General features: G+C 62.8%; 17 protein-coding genes. 8 read left to right on the plus strand and 9 right to left on the minus strand.

Translation table 11 applies throughout. From position 1 onward, the window contains the following. The first annotated feature begins 182 nt into the window (after nucleotides 1-182). Both yjgA and mog read left to right on the plus strand, forming a co-directional pair. Entirely contained in the window at nucleotides 183-797 is a 615-nt protein-coding gene (gene yjgA, locus LPA37_RS07985) for a ribosome biogenesis factor YjgA (RefSeq protein ID WP_228975659.1), read from the plus strand. Further along, nucleotides 736-1,398, plus strand: coding sequence for a molybdopterin adenylyltransferase (gene mog / locus LPA37_RS07990; RefSeq protein ID WP_228975714.1), 663 nt, complete (start codon nucleotides 736-738; stop codon nucleotides 1,396-1,398). Before yjgA ends, mog begins: the two co-directional genes overlap by 62 nt. A gap of 51 nt (nucleotides 1,399-1,449) precedes the next feature. Here mog and orn read toward each other — a convergent pair whose 3' ends face one another. Further along, nucleotides 1,450-2,067 (minus strand): oligoribonuclease, encoded by a 618-nt coding sequence (orn, locus tag LPA37_RS07995; RefSeq protein ID WP_229012200.1) that lies wholly within the window; start codon nucleotides 2,065-2,067, stop codon nucleotides 1,450-1,452. Between the two features lie 154 nt (nucleotides 2,068-2,221). Here orn and LPA37_RS08000 point away from each other — a divergent pair, with 154 nt between their 5' ends. The 3 genes from LPA37_RS08000 to LPA37_RS08010 are packed head-to-tail and all read left to right on the plus strand — an operon-like array spanning nucleotide 2,222 to nucleotide 4,763. Further along, nucleotides 2,222-3,481: a M48 family metallopeptidase gene (locus LPA37_RS08000; RefSeq protein WP_228975663.1), complete on the plus strand. Its 1,260-nt coding sequence runs from the start codon at nucleotides 2,222-2,224 to the stop codon at nucleotides 3,479-3,481. Further along, nucleotides 3,478-4,419, plus strand: a complete 942-nt coding sequence (gene rsgA, locus LPA37_RS08005; protein ID WP_228975664.1) for a ribosome small subunit-dependent GTPase A — start codon at nucleotides 3,478-3,480, stop codon at nucleotides 4,417-4,419. The genes LPA37_RS08000 and rsgA overlap by 4 nt, the downstream gene beginning before the upstream one ends. Before the next feature lie 23 nt (nucleotides 4,420-4,442). After that, nucleotides 4,443-4,763 carry a putative signal transducing protein gene (locus tag LPA37_RS08010; RefSeq protein WP_228975716.1) on the plus strand — a complete coding sequence of 107 codons (321 nt, stop codon included), beginning with the start codon at nucleotides 4,443-4,445 and terminating at the stop codon, nucleotides 4,761-4,763. Between the two features lie 92 nt (nucleotides 4,764-4,855). Here the strand turns inward: LPA37_RS08010 and LPA37_RS08015 are convergent, their stop codons facing one another. From LPA37_RS08015 to rpsP, 6 genes are all read right to left on the minus strand, one after another. Further along, the gene (locus LPA37_RS08015) at nucleotides 4,856-5,794 is read right to left on the minus strand and encodes a CobD/CbiB family protein (protein ID WP_229012201.1); all 939 of its coding nucleotides are present in this window, start codon (nucleotides 5,792-5,794) and stop codon (nucleotides 4,856-4,858) included. Between the two features lie 115 nt (nucleotides 5,795-5,909). Further along, nucleotides 5,910-6,590, minus strand: coding sequence for a CoA pyrophosphatase (locus LPA37_RS08020; RefSeq protein WP_229012202.1), 681 nt, complete (start codon nucleotides 6,588-6,590; stop codon nucleotides 5,910-5,912). Between the two features lie 105 nt (nucleotides 6,591-6,695). Continuing rightward, nucleotides 6,696-7,082: a 50S ribosomal protein L19 gene (gene rplS / locus LPA37_RS08025; protein WP_011489456.1), complete on the minus strand. Its 387-nt coding sequence runs from the start codon at nucleotides 7,080-7,082 to the stop codon at nucleotides 6,696-6,698. Nucleotides 7,083-7,238: 156 nt separating this feature from the next. Beyond that, entirely contained in the window at nucleotides 7,239-8,006 is a 768-nt protein-coding gene (gene trmD, locus LPA37_RS08030) for a tRNA (guanosine(37)-N1)-methyltransferase TrmD (RefSeq protein WP_229012207.1), read from the minus strand. A gap of 52 nt (nucleotides 8,007-8,058) precedes the next feature. Then, nucleotides 8,059-8,754 carry a ribosome maturation factor RimM gene (rimM, locus tag LPA37_RS08035; protein ID WP_228975675.1) on the minus strand — a complete coding sequence of 232 codons (696 nt, stop codon included), beginning with the start codon at nucleotides 8,752-8,754 and terminating at the stop codon, nucleotides 8,059-8,061. A 105-nt stretch (nucleotides 8,755-8,859) separates the two neighbouring features. Next, nucleotides 8,860-9,114 (minus strand): 30S ribosomal protein S16, encoded by a 255-nt coding sequence (rpsP, locus tag LPA37_RS08040; RefSeq protein WP_006476550.1) that lies wholly within the window; start codon nucleotides 9,112-9,114, stop codon nucleotides 8,860-8,862. Between the two features lie 263 nt (nucleotides 9,115-9,377). Here rpsP and LPA37_RS08045 point away from each other — a divergent pair, with 263 nt between their 5' ends. Further along, complete coding sequence (locus LPA37_RS08045; RefSeq protein WP_228975718.1) at nucleotides 9,378-10,448, plus strand: PQQ-dependent sugar dehydrogenase; 1,071 nt, start codon at nucleotides 9,378-9,380, stop codon at nucleotides 10,446-10,448. A 166-nt stretch (nucleotides 10,449-10,614) separates the two neighbouring features. Next, nucleotides 10,615-11,082 carry an NINE protein gene (locus LPA37_RS08050; protein ID WP_228975677.1) on the plus strand — a complete coding sequence of 156 codons (468 nt, stop codon included), beginning with the start codon at nucleotides 10,615-10,617 and terminating at the stop codon, nucleotides 11,080-11,082. Nucleotides 11,083-11,107: 25 nt separating this feature from the next. On the opposite strand, the gene LPA37_RS08055 is transcribed toward LPA37_RS08050, so the two are convergent. Together LPA37_RS08055 and LPA37_RS08060 are read right to left on the minus strand one after the other, a co-directional pair. After that, a complete protein-coding gene (locus LPA37_RS08055; RefSeq protein ID WP_229012203.1) occupies nucleotides 11,108-12,238 on the minus strand; it encodes a PA0069 family radical SAM protein in 1,131 nt (376 codons plus the stop codon). Between the two features lie 94 nt (nucleotides 12,239-12,332). Then, nucleotides 12,333-12,821: an Lrp/AsnC ligand binding domain-containing protein gene (locus LPA37_RS08060; protein ID WP_228975681.1), complete on the minus strand. Its 489-nt coding sequence runs from the start codon at nucleotides 12,819-12,821 to the stop codon at nucleotides 12,333-12,335. 146 nt (nucleotides 12,822-12,967) lie between these two features. Between LPA37_RS08060 and LPA37_RS08065 the strand changes: the two genes are divergently transcribed. Further along, a complete protein-coding gene (locus LPA37_RS08065) occupies nucleotides 12,968-14,254 on the plus strand; it encodes a D-amino acid dehydrogenase (protein WP_228975683.1) in 1,287 nt (428 codons plus the stop codon). Nucleotides 14,255-14,503 lie beyond the last annotated feature (249 nt).

The following is a 14,503-nucleotide window of genomic DNA, read 5'->3' on the forward strand; positions in this document are numbered from 1 at the left end:
CGTCGTTACCGTCCGGTTCGGGGCCGGAAACCGGCCCGCCTGTTGTTCGCATCGGTGAAATTCCGCATCTCGCGATCATAGCAAGGTCCGCGCCGCCGTACCTGACCTTCGACCGTCTTCAAGCCAGCGCGTTAGCCATCCGGCATGGGGGTTGGCGGGACACGGCACGTTACAATATGGACATGACACGCAAAACCCGCACTCAACCCATGCAACCCGCTCCGGAAGTCGACGAGAACGGGTATGACCGTCCCAGCAAATCGCAGCTCAAGCGTGACATGCACGCGCTGCAGGAACTGGGCGAGGCGCTGATCGCGCTACCGAAAGACGCGCTCAAGCGCATGCCGATGCCCGAAGCGCTCAACGACGCGGTCCGCGAGGCACGCCGCATTACCGATCACGAAGGCAAACGCCGTCAGGTGCAGTACGTCGGCCGCGTGATGCGCGGGCTGCTGGATGCGGAAACGGCCGCGCTGCGTACCGCGCTGGACAGCTACAAGGGCATCAACAAGGCCGAAACGGCCCGTCTGCACTGGATCGAGCGCACCCGCGAGAAGCTGCTCGCCGACGACGCGGCGCTGACCGGATTCATCCGCCAGCACCCCGCCGCCGACCCGCAGGAAGGCCGCACGCTGATTCGTAACGCGCGCAAGGAGCAGCAGCAGGCCAGGCCGCCGCGCTACTTCCGCGAACTGTTCCAGTGGATCAAGGACACGAGCAAAACCGGCGACGATGATGACGACAGCGACGAATCCGGTGAACCCCGCGAAGACGACGATGACGAAACTGGCGCGTAACCACCCTGACGAGATCCTGATCGGCCTCGTGTCGATCAGCGACCGGGCGAGCAGCGGCGTCTATGAGGACAAGGGCATTCCCGCGCTCGAGGCGTGGCTGGGCACGGCGCTCGCCTCGCCATGGCGCGTCGAGACCCGGCTGATACAGGACGACGCGGCCACCATTTCGGCCACGCTCGTCGAGCTCACCGACACCGTGGGCTGCGATCTGGTGCTGACAACGGGCGGCACGGGCCCGTCGCGCCGCGACGTCACGCCGGAAGCCACGCTCGCGGTGGGCACAAGGGAAATGCCGGGATTTGGCGAACAGATGCGGCAGATCAGCCTGAATTTCGTCCCGACCGCGATTCTCTCGCGGCAAGTGGCGGTCATCCGCGAAACGGCGGAGCGCGCCGCGCTGATCGTCAATCTGCCGGGTCAGCCAAAGTCGATCAGGGAAACGCTGGAGGGGTTGCGCGATGAAGCCGGTGCGGTCGTCGTTCCAGGCATTTTTGCGGCGGTGCCGTATTGCATCGACCTGATCGGTGGCCCGTACGTGGAAACGAACGCGAGCGTGGTCGCGGCATTTCGCCCGAAGAGCGCGCAGCGCACTCCCCGGTAGCGTTTCAGGCTGCTAACGGGCGCCTGCGATGGCGGCCCGGACCGCAGCGGCTCAGATGGCGACCGCGGCAGCGCCGGGCGCGCTGGCCTGCGGAATCAGGAAGTGCTCGCGGTAGTACTTGAGTTCGTCGATCGATTCATGGATGTCGGCCAACGCCGTATGCATCGCGCGCTTCTGAAAGCCCTTGTAGATCGTCGGCTGCCAGCGGCGGCACAGTTCCTTCAGCGTGCTGACGTCGAGGTTGCGATAGTGGAAAAAGCGTTCGAGGTCCGGCATCCAGCGCGCCATGAAACGGCGGTCCTGGCAGATCGAGTTGCCGCACATCGGCGATTTGCCCGGCGGTACGTATTCGCCGAGGAACGCGCGAATCTGTTCGGTGGCTTCGGCTTCACTGACCGTCGACGCGCGCACCCGGTCGATCAGACCCGAGCGGCCGTGCGTGTTCTGGTTCCACTGATCCATTTTAGCCAGCGTTTCGTCGCTTTGATGAATGGCCAGCACCGGGCCTTCCACCAGTTTATCGAGCGTCGAACTGGTCACGACGACAGCGATCTCGATGATGCGGTCCGTGTCCGGTTCGAGGCCCGTCATTTCCATGTCGAGCCAGATGAGATTCATGTCGCTGCGAACGAGCGGGGTCTGGCCAGCGGCGTCGGGGGTGTCAGTCATGAAGGCAACCTTGGTTGTTATCAGGCGGTGGGCGTTGCGTGCGCACGGTGCGCCCGGACGTCACTAAAGCCGCCAAAATAGTTCGTATGAGCGCAACCCGCCAGCCGGCGGGAAGAAACATATAATTCTCGCATAGATACCACGGACCTCCCGGATGCCTACCCTGTACTTCACCGTTCTGTTCGTGATCGCCGTTGTGGCGATGGTCGGAACCAAACTCTGGCTCGCGTCGCGGCAAACCCGCTTCGTGGCGGCGCACCGCAACCAGGTGCCGCCGCAGTTCTCCACCGCCATTCCGCTGCCGGCACACCAGCGCGCCGCCGATTACACCGTCGAGCGCACGCGCCTTACGATGGCGGAAATCGTCGTCAGCGCCGCGGTGCTGATCGGGCTGACGCTGCTGGGCGGTGTCCAGTGGCTCGATCTCAGCCTGACCGACTGGCTCGGCCGCGGCTACAGCGGCCAGATCGCGCTGGTCGCGGCGGTGGTCGCGATCACGAGCGTGATCGATCTGCCGTTCGACTATTACCGTCAGTTCGTGATCGAAGACCGTTTCGGCTTCAACCGGATGAGCCGGCGTATTTTCTTCGTCGACCGTATCAAGGGTGTGCTGCTCGGTGCAGCGTTCGGCCTGCCGCTGCTGTTCGTCGTGCTGTGGCTGATGAACCAGGCGGGCAGCCTGTGGTGGCTGTGGACGTGGATCGTGTGGGTCGCGTTCCAGATGCTCGTGCTGGTGCTGTATCCGACGTTCATCGCCCCGCTCTTCAACAAGTTCGAACCGCTCAAGGACGAAGCGCTGAAAGCCCGCATCGAGGCGCTGATGAAGCGCTGCGGCTTCGCCGCCAAGGGCCTCTTCGTGATGGACGGCAGCCGTCGTTCGGCGCATGGCAACGCGTATTTCACGGGCTTCGGCGCGGCCAAACGCATCGTGTTTTTCGACACGCTGCTCGCGCGCCTGTCGGGCAACGAGATCGAAGCGGTACTGGCGCACGAACTGGGCCACTTCAAGCGTCGTCACGTGGTGAAGCGGATGGTGGTCACGTTCGCGATCAGCCTCGTGATGCTGGCATTGCTCGGCTGGCTGTCGCAGCGCGTGTGGTTCTACGAAGGGCTGGGCGTGCGCCCGTCGCTCATCGGCGGCAATAGCGGGCTTGCGCTCGTGCTGTTCTTCCTCGCCGTCCCTGTGTTCCTGTTCTTCGTGACACCGCTTGGCAGTCTCAGTTCGCGCAAGCACGAGTTCGAGGCCGACGCTTTCGCCGCCACGCAGACGGATGCCAAAGACCTCGTCAACGCACTCGTCAAACTGTACGAGGACAACGCGTCGACGCTCACGCCCGACCCGCTCTACACCGCGTTCTATTATTCGCATCCGCCGGCGTCGCAGCGGATCGACCGCCTGCTGCGGCACGCATGAGCGGCCGTTCGCCGAAAGCGGCCCGCGCCGCGGCCAGCGCCCAAAAGCAGGTACACGGTCTCGTCGTCGCGGCGCATGGCCGCCATTACCTCGTCGTGCCCGATGACGGCGGCGCGCCGCTGCAATGCTTTCCACGCGGCAAGAAGAGCGAGGTCGCCGTCGGCGATCGCGTGACATACGAAGCGGCGTCTGCCGACCAGGGCGTGATCGTCGCCATCGACGAGCGGCGCAACCTGCTCTACCGGTCCGACCAGTACAAGTCGAAGCTCTTTGCGGCGAACCTCGACCAGTTGCTGATCGTGCTCGCCACCGAGCCGCATTTCAGCGAGGACCTGCTCGGCCGCGCGCTGGTCGCGGCCGAAGCCAACGCGCTGAAGCCGCTCATCATGTTGAACAAAACCGACGTCGAGGCCGCGCTCCCGGGCGCGCGCGCGCGGCTCGCACGCTATCGCGAACTCGGGTATCCGGTCGTGGAGGTGTCGGTCAGGACACGGCCCGACGAGGCCCGTGCGGCACTCGGTGAACATCTGACCGGGCATTCGACGCTTCTGCTCGGGCAATCCGGCATGGGTAAATCGACGCTCGTGAACCTTCTGGTCCCGAACGCCGAAGTCGCGACGCGAGAGATCTCGACCGCGTTGAACAGCGGCCGCCATACGACCACGTACACGCGTCTTCATCGATTGCCCGAAGGCGGCTCGCTCACCGACTCGCCCGGTTTTCAGGAATTCGGCCTGCACCATCTCACCGAAGGGCGCCTCGAACGCGCGTTTCCGGAGTTTCGTCCGCTGCTGGCGGATTGCCGCTTCTATAACTGTCATCACCTGCACGAGCCGGGCTGCGCGATCCTCGAAGCCGTCGCCAGCGGTCGCATCGCGCGCGAACGTCATGCGCTCTATGCGCAACTTGTCCACGAAGCCAGCCAGATCGTGCGCTAGGCGCCGACTCCCGCCCCGCCATGATGAAACTGATGCGCGCACCGAACGTGGTGACCGGACAGCACTGGATCAACGTGCTGTCGGCGGCGGGCGTCGCGTGCGAGTTGCACAACCGCTATCTGAACGGCGCGCTGGGCGAAATTCCAGCGGAACAGTGCGCGCCGGAACTGTGGCTCGTCGATGAACGCGACGAAGCGCTTGCGCGCCGGTTGATCGACGCCGCCACGAACGGTCCTGCCGCGGGCGCGCCAGCGTGGCGTTGTGCCGGGTGTGGAGAGACGCTGGAAGCGCAGTTCACGGTGTGCTGGCAATGTGGAACCGCACGGGATCCGCTTGACGGCTGATCGTCACCAGCTCGATTAGCGAATAAAAAAAGAGGCCGGGTTTTCATTCCGGCCTCTTCTGCTTTGCGACTGATGGTTCCGGGGCGCGAGACTCAGGCCAGCCACACGGCGATCGTCAGCATGAGCAGGATGATCATCCACAGGATAACCGCGCGCCACACCAGCCCGACCGCGGATTGCAGCGTGCGCGGCGTGCAGTCGTCGCCGACCTGCATTGGGCCACCGTCGCCGGTCGAAAGCGCATCGAGACTCGACGGTTCGGCAAGCGGCCCGCTCAGACGCGCACCGAGCGCACCACTGCCTGCGGCGAGCAGGACGCCATCGTTCGCATCGGGCCACTGGCGGGCGTGATTGCGCCACGCGTAGATGGCATCTTCGAAATTGCCGACGATCGCGAAACCCAGCGACGTCAAACGCGCCGGAATCCAGTCGATCACGAAAAACGCCCGCTGCGCGAACGTCGAGAACGCCGGCGTGCGGTCGTCGGCCGGCTTCGACCACGTCCTCGCGAGATATTCAGCGATGCGATACAGCACCGCGCCGGCCGGCCCGACCGGCACGAGAAACCAGAAGAACACGCCGAACACGTGACGATGCGACGCGATCACCGCGTAAATCAGCGTGTGACGCACGATCTCGCTGACCGGCATATCGATGGTCTCAAGGCCAGTCCACTCATTGAGAATTTCACGCGCGCGCGGCACATCGTCGTTATTGAGCGCGAGATGGATGTCGGTGAAATAGTGGCTGAATTGCCGGAAGCCGAGCGTGAAGTACACGATCGCGACGTTCCAGAGGAACGCGAGCACGAAGTTGATCTCATACAACACGTAGTAAACGGCGCCGACGAAGAGCGTCCATGGCAGCACCACGACCAGCCAGGCGAGGATTCCGTGCTTCTGCTTGCCGGCGTCAAAGCCTTGCGCGGCAGACTCCGCATGGTACTGAAGCAGCGCCGACACCGGATTGCCAGGCGACAGCGCGCGTAACTGTTCGATGATAAGAGCCAGCAATACGGAGAAAAATGTCATGCGGTGCGCCGTGCCATTCAGGTTTATGTGATTCTTTTATAACGATAGCACAGGGTCGGATGAGCCTGAGCGTGCAAGGGGCGCAAACGCCTGGGGCGCAAGACTGCCTTTCGGGTCACGCGGCGAGGAAGCGATAGAAATTGCGCAACATGCCCGCCGTTGCACCCCAGATGAAGTGATGACCGTCCGGTTCGCCACGCGGATAAGGCATCGCAAAAAAACGACGCTCCCCACCTTCCCAGCGAAACACGCGGACTTCGTGACGCGCCGGGTCCATCAGAAAGGCGAGCGGCACCTCGAAGATTTCGGCGACTTCGAGCGTATCGGCTTCGACCGTGAACGGCCGATGCACGAGACCGACCACGGGCGTGATGCGAAAACCGGTACCCGTCAGGTAGTCGGGCAGCGAACCCAGCACTTCGACGCGCGCAGGATCCAGCGCGACCTCTTCCTGAGCTTCGCGCAGCGCGGTCGCGGTTGCGTCCGCATCCCAGGATTCCCGGCGGCCGCCCGGAAAACTGATCTGGCCGGCATGGTCGTTGAGATGGTCGGCGCGCTGCGTCAACAGCACGGTGAGCCCTTCGTCGCGCACGATCAGCGGCACCAGCACGGCGGCCAGTCGCGGATCGCCGTCATGCAGACGCGTTTCCACCAGCGGCTCCGGCGCCCACGCGAGCGTTTTTTCAAAACGCGCGCGCAGACCGTCGGGCGTCAGCCGTTCGGGCGCAACGGCAGGCAGATCGATACCCGTCGATTCGACAGGCAGGGCTTCGGGTTCAAAAACGGGGCGGGTCAACGGGTTTCCCGGAATCGGGCGATTGAATTGGACAAGGCGCTATTCTGACGCACCAAAGAAAAAAGCACCCGCGAGGGGTGCTTTTTCTTACAGCTCTTACAGGTTTCAAGCCTGCGAAGCAGCACGGCCTTTCGAGACCAGCTTTTCCTTGATCCGGGCCGACTTGCCCGAACGATCGCGCAGGTAGTACAGCTTTGCGCGACGCACGTCACCGCGACGCTTCACGACGATGCTTGCCAGCAGCGGCGAATACGTCTGGAACGTACGCTCGACGCCTTCGCCCGACGAAATCTTGCGGACGATAAACGACGAGTTGAGGCCACGATTGCGCTTGGCAATCACGACGCCTTCATAAGCCTGCACACGCTTGCGCGTGCCTTCAACCACGTTCACGCTGACGATCACCGTATCGCCGGGGGCGAATTCGGGGATGGTCTTCTCGCCGAGGGCGCGCGCGATTTCTTCCTGCTCGAGTTTTGCAATCAGATTCATCACTGACTCCTATGTCCATCTTGTCGGCGTTCGTACCTGCCTTGCGCTGGCTTTGCCTGCTGCGCGCGGCTACGGCCCCGATAGAGGATGGGTTCACATCTGGCGCCGCACACGCATGTGCGACACCGCCTGGTGCTCACTCGGAATCGTGAAGGCTTACGCCTTCGACGCTTCTTTCGCGAGACTTGCAAGCCATGCCTCATCGGCACGGCTCAGCATCTTGTTCTTTCTCGCGCGCTCGATCAGATCGGGGCGCTTGACCACTGTGTTGCGCAGCGCTTCGCGCCGACGCCACAACTCGATTTCCGCATGATGGCCGCCGAGCAGCACATCGGGCACGCGCACGCCATCATATTCTTCAGGCCGCGTGTAATGCGGACAGTCCAGTAATACATCGACGAAACTATCCTGCACCGCCGACTGCGAATCGTTCAGTACGCCGGGCAACTGGCGTACGACAGCATCCATTAACGCCATCGCCGGCAACTCTCCACCGGACAGTACGAAATCACCCAGGCTGACTTCTTCATCGACAACCCGTTCGATCAGACGCTGATCGATCGCTTCGTAGCGACCGCACAGCAGGATCAAACCCGGTTGCTGCACGAACTGCATCACGCGATCGTGATTGAGCGTTGCGCCCTGCGGCGACATCATCACGACGCGCGCACCGGTCACACCCTGCTCCGCCTGCGCGGCTTTCGCTGCACCGATCGCATCTTCAAGCGGCTTTGCAAGCATGACCATGCCAGGGCCGCCGCCATACGGGCGATCATCGATGGTACGGTAGTTGTCGGTCGTGAAATCGCGCGGATTCCACGTACGCAAACCGTATCGCTGCTGCTTCGCTGCCCGGCTGGTGATACCCCAATCGGTCAATGCATGAAACATGTCAGGAAAGAGCGTGATGACATCGAACTGCATCGCTCTCCCCATTCAGCGAATCGTGCCCGGTACCGTGATGCCGGCACCGCGATTAATAATCGGCTTCCCAGTCGACGACGATCTTCTTCGCCGCCTGATCCACCGATTTGACGTAGACGCCGACAAACGGAATCAGACGTTCGCCAGTAACCGGCTTGCCGTCTTTCCCCGTGGTCGGATACTCGATGCGCAGAACCGAATGCGCACCGTTGTCGATCATGTCGGCAACCGTGCCCAGCGCGACGCCAGATTCGTTGACGACAGAGAGGCCGAGCAGGTCGACCCAGTAAAATTCGTCGGCATCGAGTGCCGGGAAGTCGCTGCGACGCACGTACACGCTGTGACCGCGCAGCGACAACGCCTCGTCACGGTCGGCCGTGCCGCCCAGATGGGCAACGATACTATCGCTGTGTATCTTCGACTGCAGAACGGTTGCAGAGCGACGCTCGCGGCCTTTCTGCAGCCACCAGCGTTTTGCGCTCAGCAAGGCGTCGCCGCCTCGCCCGGCGTCCGCATGCGCGGCCACCTTCACCCAGCCCTTCAGGCCATACGAGTCGACAATTGCACCGACTTCGACAGCGTCGTCCGGCCAGCTTTCTGCCGGTTCAGCGCGCATTTCTGCTGCAACCGGACCCGCCGCTGCCGGAGCAACCCGCGCTACCGGCTTGCGGACAAAGGCGCCAAATGAAGCTTCGCCACGGTTCGCGGTTTTGCTACGGCCCGAGCCGTCAGAATCACGCGTGGACATGGGTCAACCTCGCAGCCTGCTTCGGGCCAACTTCAGACAATACGTGCGCATCCGGCACGCCGCACAGTTCGCGCGACACGCCCGCGATGCGCATGCTGGCTACCATCAGGCAGCCGGCTGCGCCTTTTGGGCTTCCTTCACGAGACGCTGGACGGTCGGCGACAGCTGCGCGCCAACGCCTTGCCAGTACGTCAGGCGGTCCTGAGCGATACGCAGCGACTCACCCTTCGTAGCGACCGGGTTGTAGAAGCCAACGCGTTCGATAAAGCGGCCGTCACGACGGTTACGCGAATCGGTTGCGACGATGTTGTAGAACGGGCGCTTCTTGGAGCCGCCACGAGCCAAGCGGATGATGACCATACTGGAATCCTTGAAATCCGGGGTTCGAAACCACTGAAACGCGAGATTATAGCCCGAAAGCAATGCCATAACAAACACTTACGGGGATAAACTGCAATGCCGGGCCGCTGCGACGAGACATCGCGCCCGACGCAGCGGCAGCGGGCTCGCCCGGTTATCTATGCGGGAGGCACATGAAAACTGCTTTTCTGACGATGCCCGGACTGCGGTCTGGACGCCCGGACAGCCGGCATGACTGGCTGTTCGTCATCGCATTTTTCCTGATGAATCTGACTGCAACCGCCGCCACGGCAGCGTCGTTGCCAATCGGGCGAATCAAGCTGCCGCCCGGATTTCACATCGAAGTTCTGGCGGACAACGTGCCTTCGGCACGCGAAATGGCCTTGTCGCCGAAGGGCATTCTGTATGCGGGCAGCATCGACGGCCACGTTTACGCCCTGGAACTGCGTGCCGGGCGGGTCACCGCCCGGCACGTGATCGCGTCCGGACTCGACATGCCGGCCGGCGTCGCGTGGCGCGACGGGGCGCTGTACGTGTCAGCGGTGTCGAAGATTCTGCGTTTCGATGCGATCGACGACCATCTGGCCGATCCCCCAAAGCCGGCGGTCGTCACGGACAGATTGCCCACCGGGCATCACCACGGCTTGAAATTCATCGCCTTTGGCCCCGACGGCAAGCTGTACGTGCCGCAGGGCGCGCCCTGCAACATCTGCCTGCCGGATCGTGACCATTACGCCATGCTCGGCCGCATGGACGCCGATGGCAGCCACTACGAAACGATCGCGCGTGGCATTCGCAACACGGTCGGCTTCGCGTGGCATCCGGTGACGCACGAGCTGTGGTTCACCGACAACGGCCGCGACATGCTCGGCGACGATCGCCCCGACGACGAGCTCAATCGCGCTCCGCGCAGCGGCATGGATTTCGGCTATCCGTTCTGCCATGCGGGCGACATCGCCGACCCGGAATTCGGCAAGAACCACCCGTGCAGCGAATTCACGCCGCCGGTCGCGAAGCTCGGCGCGCATGTCGCATCGCTCGGGATGCGTTTTTACACCGGTACGATGTTCCCGACCGACTACCGGAACAACATCTTCATCGCCGAGCACGGATCGTGGAATCGCAGCCGGAAAGTCGGATACCGTGTCATGCGGGTGATCGTGAACGCCGACGGCAGCAATCCGCGCCAGGAGGTCTTCGCCCAAGGCTGGCTGATGCCGGATGAAAGCGTGTGGGGTCGCCCCGCCGACGTGCTGCCATTACCCGACGGCTCGCTTCTGATCAGCGACGACTATGCGGGCGCGATCTATCGTGTCACCTGGACGGCGCCTTGACCAGTTCACCCAGCCAGGCGCACGAGGCAAGAACGACACCCGCGCCGGGACTTCCAAAGTGACCCACGGCGCGCGCCAGGCGTAGAATGCGCGTCGGCCCGCGTACCTGCCGCGGCATGCGCGCCTGGCGCGTCCATCCCGTTGTCTGGAAATTCAGTCCTAGCTCATGTCCACCGCTGCCTCGCTTTCCCCGCGCTTCAGATCCAAGACGATAACCGCAGCACTGGCGTTCTTCTTCGGCACGCTGGGTGCGCATCGCTTCTATCTGTATGGATTGCGCGATGTGTATGGCTGGGCGCATCTGCTCGGCACGCTGATCGGTATCCCCGGCTATCTGCTGCTCGCCGCGACCGACCGCGCGTCGACGCTCGGCTGGATGCTCGTTTTTCCGGGTGCGGTCTCGCTGTTCGCGGCGTTCCTCGCTGCGATCGTCTACGGGCTGCGCCCCGATGAAAAATGGGATGCGCAGTTCAACGCGCAAACTGGTAAAGAGAGCCACTCGGGCTGGACCGTGATCTTCATCGTTATCTTCTCGCTGCTGATCGGCGCGTTCCTGCTGATGACAGGGCTCGCGTTCTCGTTTCAGACGTACTTCGAATCGCAGGTTCAGGCGGCGAAAGCGCTTTCTCAGTAAGACCCCGGCGCATCCCGCGACTGTTCTAGAAAAGATCGAGTTGCGGGTTATCCGGTAACGGCGGTTTCACCATTTCGATCCGGCGAAACTGCGACATATCCAGAATGCCGCGTTGCCGCTCGTTCAGACCGAGCCGTCGGGCGGCATTGTGAAAACGCTGCTTGAGCAGATCTGCCCAAAGCCCTTCACCTTTCATCCGCGTCGCGAACGACGCGTCGTAGTCCTTTCCGCCACGCATGTCTCGCACACGACTCATCACGCGATCGGCACGATCCGGAAAATGCGCTGCGAGCCAGTCTTTGAACAACGGCGCGACTTCCCAGGGCAATCGCAGCACGATAAAGCTGGCCGACGACGCCCCCGCCTGGGCGCACGCTTCCAGCACCCGCTCCATGTCCGGCTCCGTGACGAACGGAATCACCGGTGCAATGCTGACGCCCACCGGCACGCCCGCCTCGCTCAACGTTTTGATCGTGCGCAGCCGCCGCGCGGGTGTCGCGGCGCGCGGCTCCAGCGTACGGGCAATATCGGCGTCGAGCGTCGTGATCGTGATGGCCGCCATGACCTGCCCGCGCGCCGCCATGGGCGCGAGCAGGTCAAGATCGCGTTCGATCAGCGACGACTTCGTAATGGCCGCGAACGGGTGCCCACGGTCATGCAGCACCTGGATGACGCTACGGGTCAATCCGAGACCGCGTTCCACCGGCTGCCAGGCATCGGTATTCACGCCCAGCGCAATGGGCTCGGGGACGTAGGATTTCTTCGACAATTCGCGCCCAAGCAATGCCGCTGCATTGATCCTGGCGTAGATACGACTCTCGAAATCCAGCCCCGGCGAAAGCCCCAGATAGCTGTGCGTTGGGCGCGCGAAGCAGTAGATGCAGCCGTGCTCGCACCCCCGATACGGATTGAGCGACACGCTAAACGGAATGTCCGGCGAAGCGTTGCGCGTCAGGATCGATTTCGCCTTCTCTTCGAAAACCTGGGTACGCAATGCAGGCGTTCCGTTTTCTTCATCCGCGGGCGACACCACCCAGCCGTCGTCGAACGCTTCGCGCTGGTTAATCTCGTAGCGCCCCTGCAGGTTCGTGACCGCACCGCGCCCCTTGAGGGGCGCCGGCGGGGCAATCGGATATTCGTCGTCGGAACGGGTCACGGTATGGAAAGTGGAAAGCAAAACGTCTAAAACACTGTATAAATATACAGTGTTTTAGACGTTTGTCGAGACCCGTCAGATGGCCAGGTGAGCCTCACTCGCCGACGGCGATCGTCAGCGTTTCCTTGATCTCTTCCATGACGACATAGCTCTTCGACTGCACCGCGCCGGGCAGTTGCAGCAGGATGTCGCCGAGCAGTTTCCGGTAGTCGGCCATTTCGCCGATGCGCGCCTTGATCAGATAGTCGAAGTCGCCCGATACGAGATGGCACTCCAGCACCTCGGGAATCTTCTGCACTTCGCGCCGGAACTGGTCGAACATGTTGCCGCTCTTGTGATCGAGCGTGATCTCGACGAACACCAGGAGTGCCGCGCCCAGTTCGGCCGGATTCACCCGGGCGTGATAGCCCATGATCACGCTTTCGCGCTCCATGCGTTTGACGCGTTCGATACACGGCGTAACCGAGAGCCCCACCTGTTCGGCGAGGTCCTTCATGGCCATGCGCCCATCCTGCTGGAGCAGTTTCAGGATGCGGCGATCCAGCTTGTCCAGAGCGCGGACCGGTTGACGTTGGGTTCGCATGGTTTATCCACTGAAAATCCACAAAATACGATAACAACAGCTACCTGATCATCAATATGATAGCCGTTAACACTGGGTTGACCACGTAATCCGTCATTAATCGAACGTTTCGATGCCGTCAGCCTTTCGACCTTTCTGGAGAAGTCATGCGAGTCGTCATTCTGGGCAGCGGTGTCGTTGGCGTTACGAGCGCGTATTACCTGGCGCGCGCGGGTCACGAAGTGACCGTGATCGACCGTGAGTCCGGTCCGGCACTCGAAACCAGCTTCGCGAACGCGGGGCAGATTTCGCCCGGATACGCCGCGCCGTGGGCGGCGCCTGGCGTGCCGCTGAAGGCCGTCAAATGGATGTTCCAGAAGCACGCGCCGCTCGCCATCCGGCTCGACGGCACGCAGTTCCAGCTGAAGTGGATGTGGCAGATGCTGCAGAACTGCACGACGGAGCGCTACGCCGTCAACAAGGGGCGCATGGTTCGCCTGGCTGAATACAGTCGCGACTGTCTGCAGGCGCTTCGTGCCGACACCGGCATCCAGTACGAAGGCCGCACGGGCGGCACGCTCCAGTTGTTTCGCACGCAACAGCAGCTCGACGGCGCCGCGAAAGACATCGCCGTGCTGAAGGACGCGAACGTCGCGTATGAACTGCTGACGCCCGCTGAACTGGCGCGCGTCGAACCGGCGCTTGCCGCGACGTCGCACAAATTGACGGGCGGCCTGCGCCTGCCGGGTGACGAAACCGGCGACTGCCAGTTGTTCACCACGCGCCTCGCCGCGATGGCCGAAGCGCTCGGCGTCAAGTTCCGCTACAACACGCCGATCGACGCGCTCGCGATGGGCAACGGCCGCATCGCCGGCGTGAAATGTGGCGACGAGATGGTGGTGGCCGACAGCTACGTCGTCGCACTCGGCTCATACTCCACACGCTTTCTGGCGGATGTCGTCAAGATTCCGGTTTATCCGCTGAAGGGCTACTCGATTACCGCGCCGATCGTCGATGCAGCCGCAGCCCCCGTTTCGACGGTGCTCGACGAAACGTACAAGATCGCGATTACACGTTTTGACGACCGGATCCGTGTCGGCGGCATGGCCGAAATCGCGGGCTTCGACAAGTCGCTGCGTCAGGCGCGCCGCGAGACGCTCGAAACATGCGTCAACGACCTGTTCCCGGGCGGTGGCGATACGTCGAAAGCGACCTTCTGGACGGGTCTGCGTCCGATGACGCCGGACGGCACGCCGATCGTCGGGCGTACGCCGGTGTCGAACCTGTTCCTGAACACGGGACACGGCACACTCGGCTGGACGATGTCGTGCGGCTCGGGCCAGTTGCTCGCCGATCTGATCTCCGGCAAGCAGCCGGCGATCCAGTCCGGCGACCTGTCCGTGCATCGCTATCTCGGCGACACGGGCAGCGCGCACCGGCCGGCGTACGCCTGACGAATTCACCAGATTTCCCGATCGCTCGACTGCGATCAGACATACTCAAAACAGAACGGCGCCTCACAAGAGGCGCCGTTCTGTTTTTGATAGACGTTCGGCTGCAATGCCCGCCCGTCCGCGCATCACGCAGGTCCTTTCGCGATCAGAACTGATCTGCGTCAAGCGCCAGCACACCCTCATCGCCCTTCGCCGTCACGATCGACGCTTCAAGCGCCGACGCCTGCGCCAGCACGTGTTCCGCGAAGA

It is taken from the genome of Paraburkholderia gardini, assembly GCF_907164545.1.
Classification (GTDB): Bacteria; Pseudomonadota; Gammaproteobacteria; order Burkholderiales; family Burkholderiaceae; genus Paraburkholderia; species Paraburkholderia gardini.

Coding starts and splice junctions, on each gene's coding strand:
- yjgA (WP_228975659.1), top strand. CDS start 183: ATGACACGCAAAACCCGCACTCAACCCATGCAACCCGCTCCGGAAGTC.
- mog (WP_228975714.1), top strand. CDS start 736: ATGACGACAGCGACGAATCCGGTGAACCCCGCGAAGACGACGATGACG.
- orn (WP_229012200.1), bottom strand. CDS start 2,067: ATGACTGACACCCCCGACGCCGCTGGCCAGACCCCGCTCGTTCGCAGC.
- LPA37_RS08000 (WP_228975663.1), top strand. CDS start 2,222: ATGCCTACCCTGTACTTCACCGTTCTGTTCGTGATCGCCGTTGTGGCG.
- rsgA (WP_228975664.1), top strand. CDS start 3,478: ATGAGCGGCCGTTCGCCGAAAGCGGCCCGCGCCGCGGCCAGCGCCCAA.
- LPA37_RS08010 (WP_228975716.1), top strand. CDS start 4,443: ATGAAACTGATGCGCGCACCGAACGTGGTGACCGGACAGCACTGGATC.
- LPA37_RS08015 (WP_229012201.1), bottom strand. CDS start 5,794: ATGACATTTTTCTCCGTATTGCTGGCTCTTATCATCGAACAGTTACGC.
- rplS (WP_011489456.1), bottom strand. CDS start 7,082: ATGAATCTGATTGCAAAACTCGAGCAGGAAGAAATCGCGCGCGCCCTC.
- trmD (WP_229012207.1), bottom strand. CDS start 8,006: ATGCAGTTCGATGTCATCACGCTCTTTCCTGACATGTTTCATGCATTG.
- rimM (WP_228975675.1), bottom strand. CDS start 8,754: ATGTCCACGCGTGATTCTGACGGCTCGGGCCGTAGCAAAACCGCGAAC.
- rpsP (WP_006476550.1), bottom strand. CDS start 9,114: ATGGTCATCATCCGCTTGGCTCGTGGCGGCTCCAAGAAGCGCCCGTTC.
- LPA37_RS08045 (WP_228975718.1), top strand. CDS start 9,378: ATGAATCTGACTGCAACCGCCGCCACGGCAGCGTCGTTGCCAATCGGG.
- LPA37_RS08050 (WP_228975677.1), top strand. CDS start 10,615: ATGTCCACCGCTGCCTCGCTTTCCCCGCGCTTCAGATCCAAGACGATA.
- LPA37_RS08060 (WP_228975681.1), bottom strand. CDS start 12,821: ATGCGAACCCAACGTCAACCGGTCCGCGCTCTGGACAAGCTGGATCGC.
- LPA37_RS08065 (WP_228975683.1), top strand. CDS start 12,968: ATGCGAGTCGTCATTCTGGGCAGCGGTGTCGTTGGCGTTACGAGCGCG.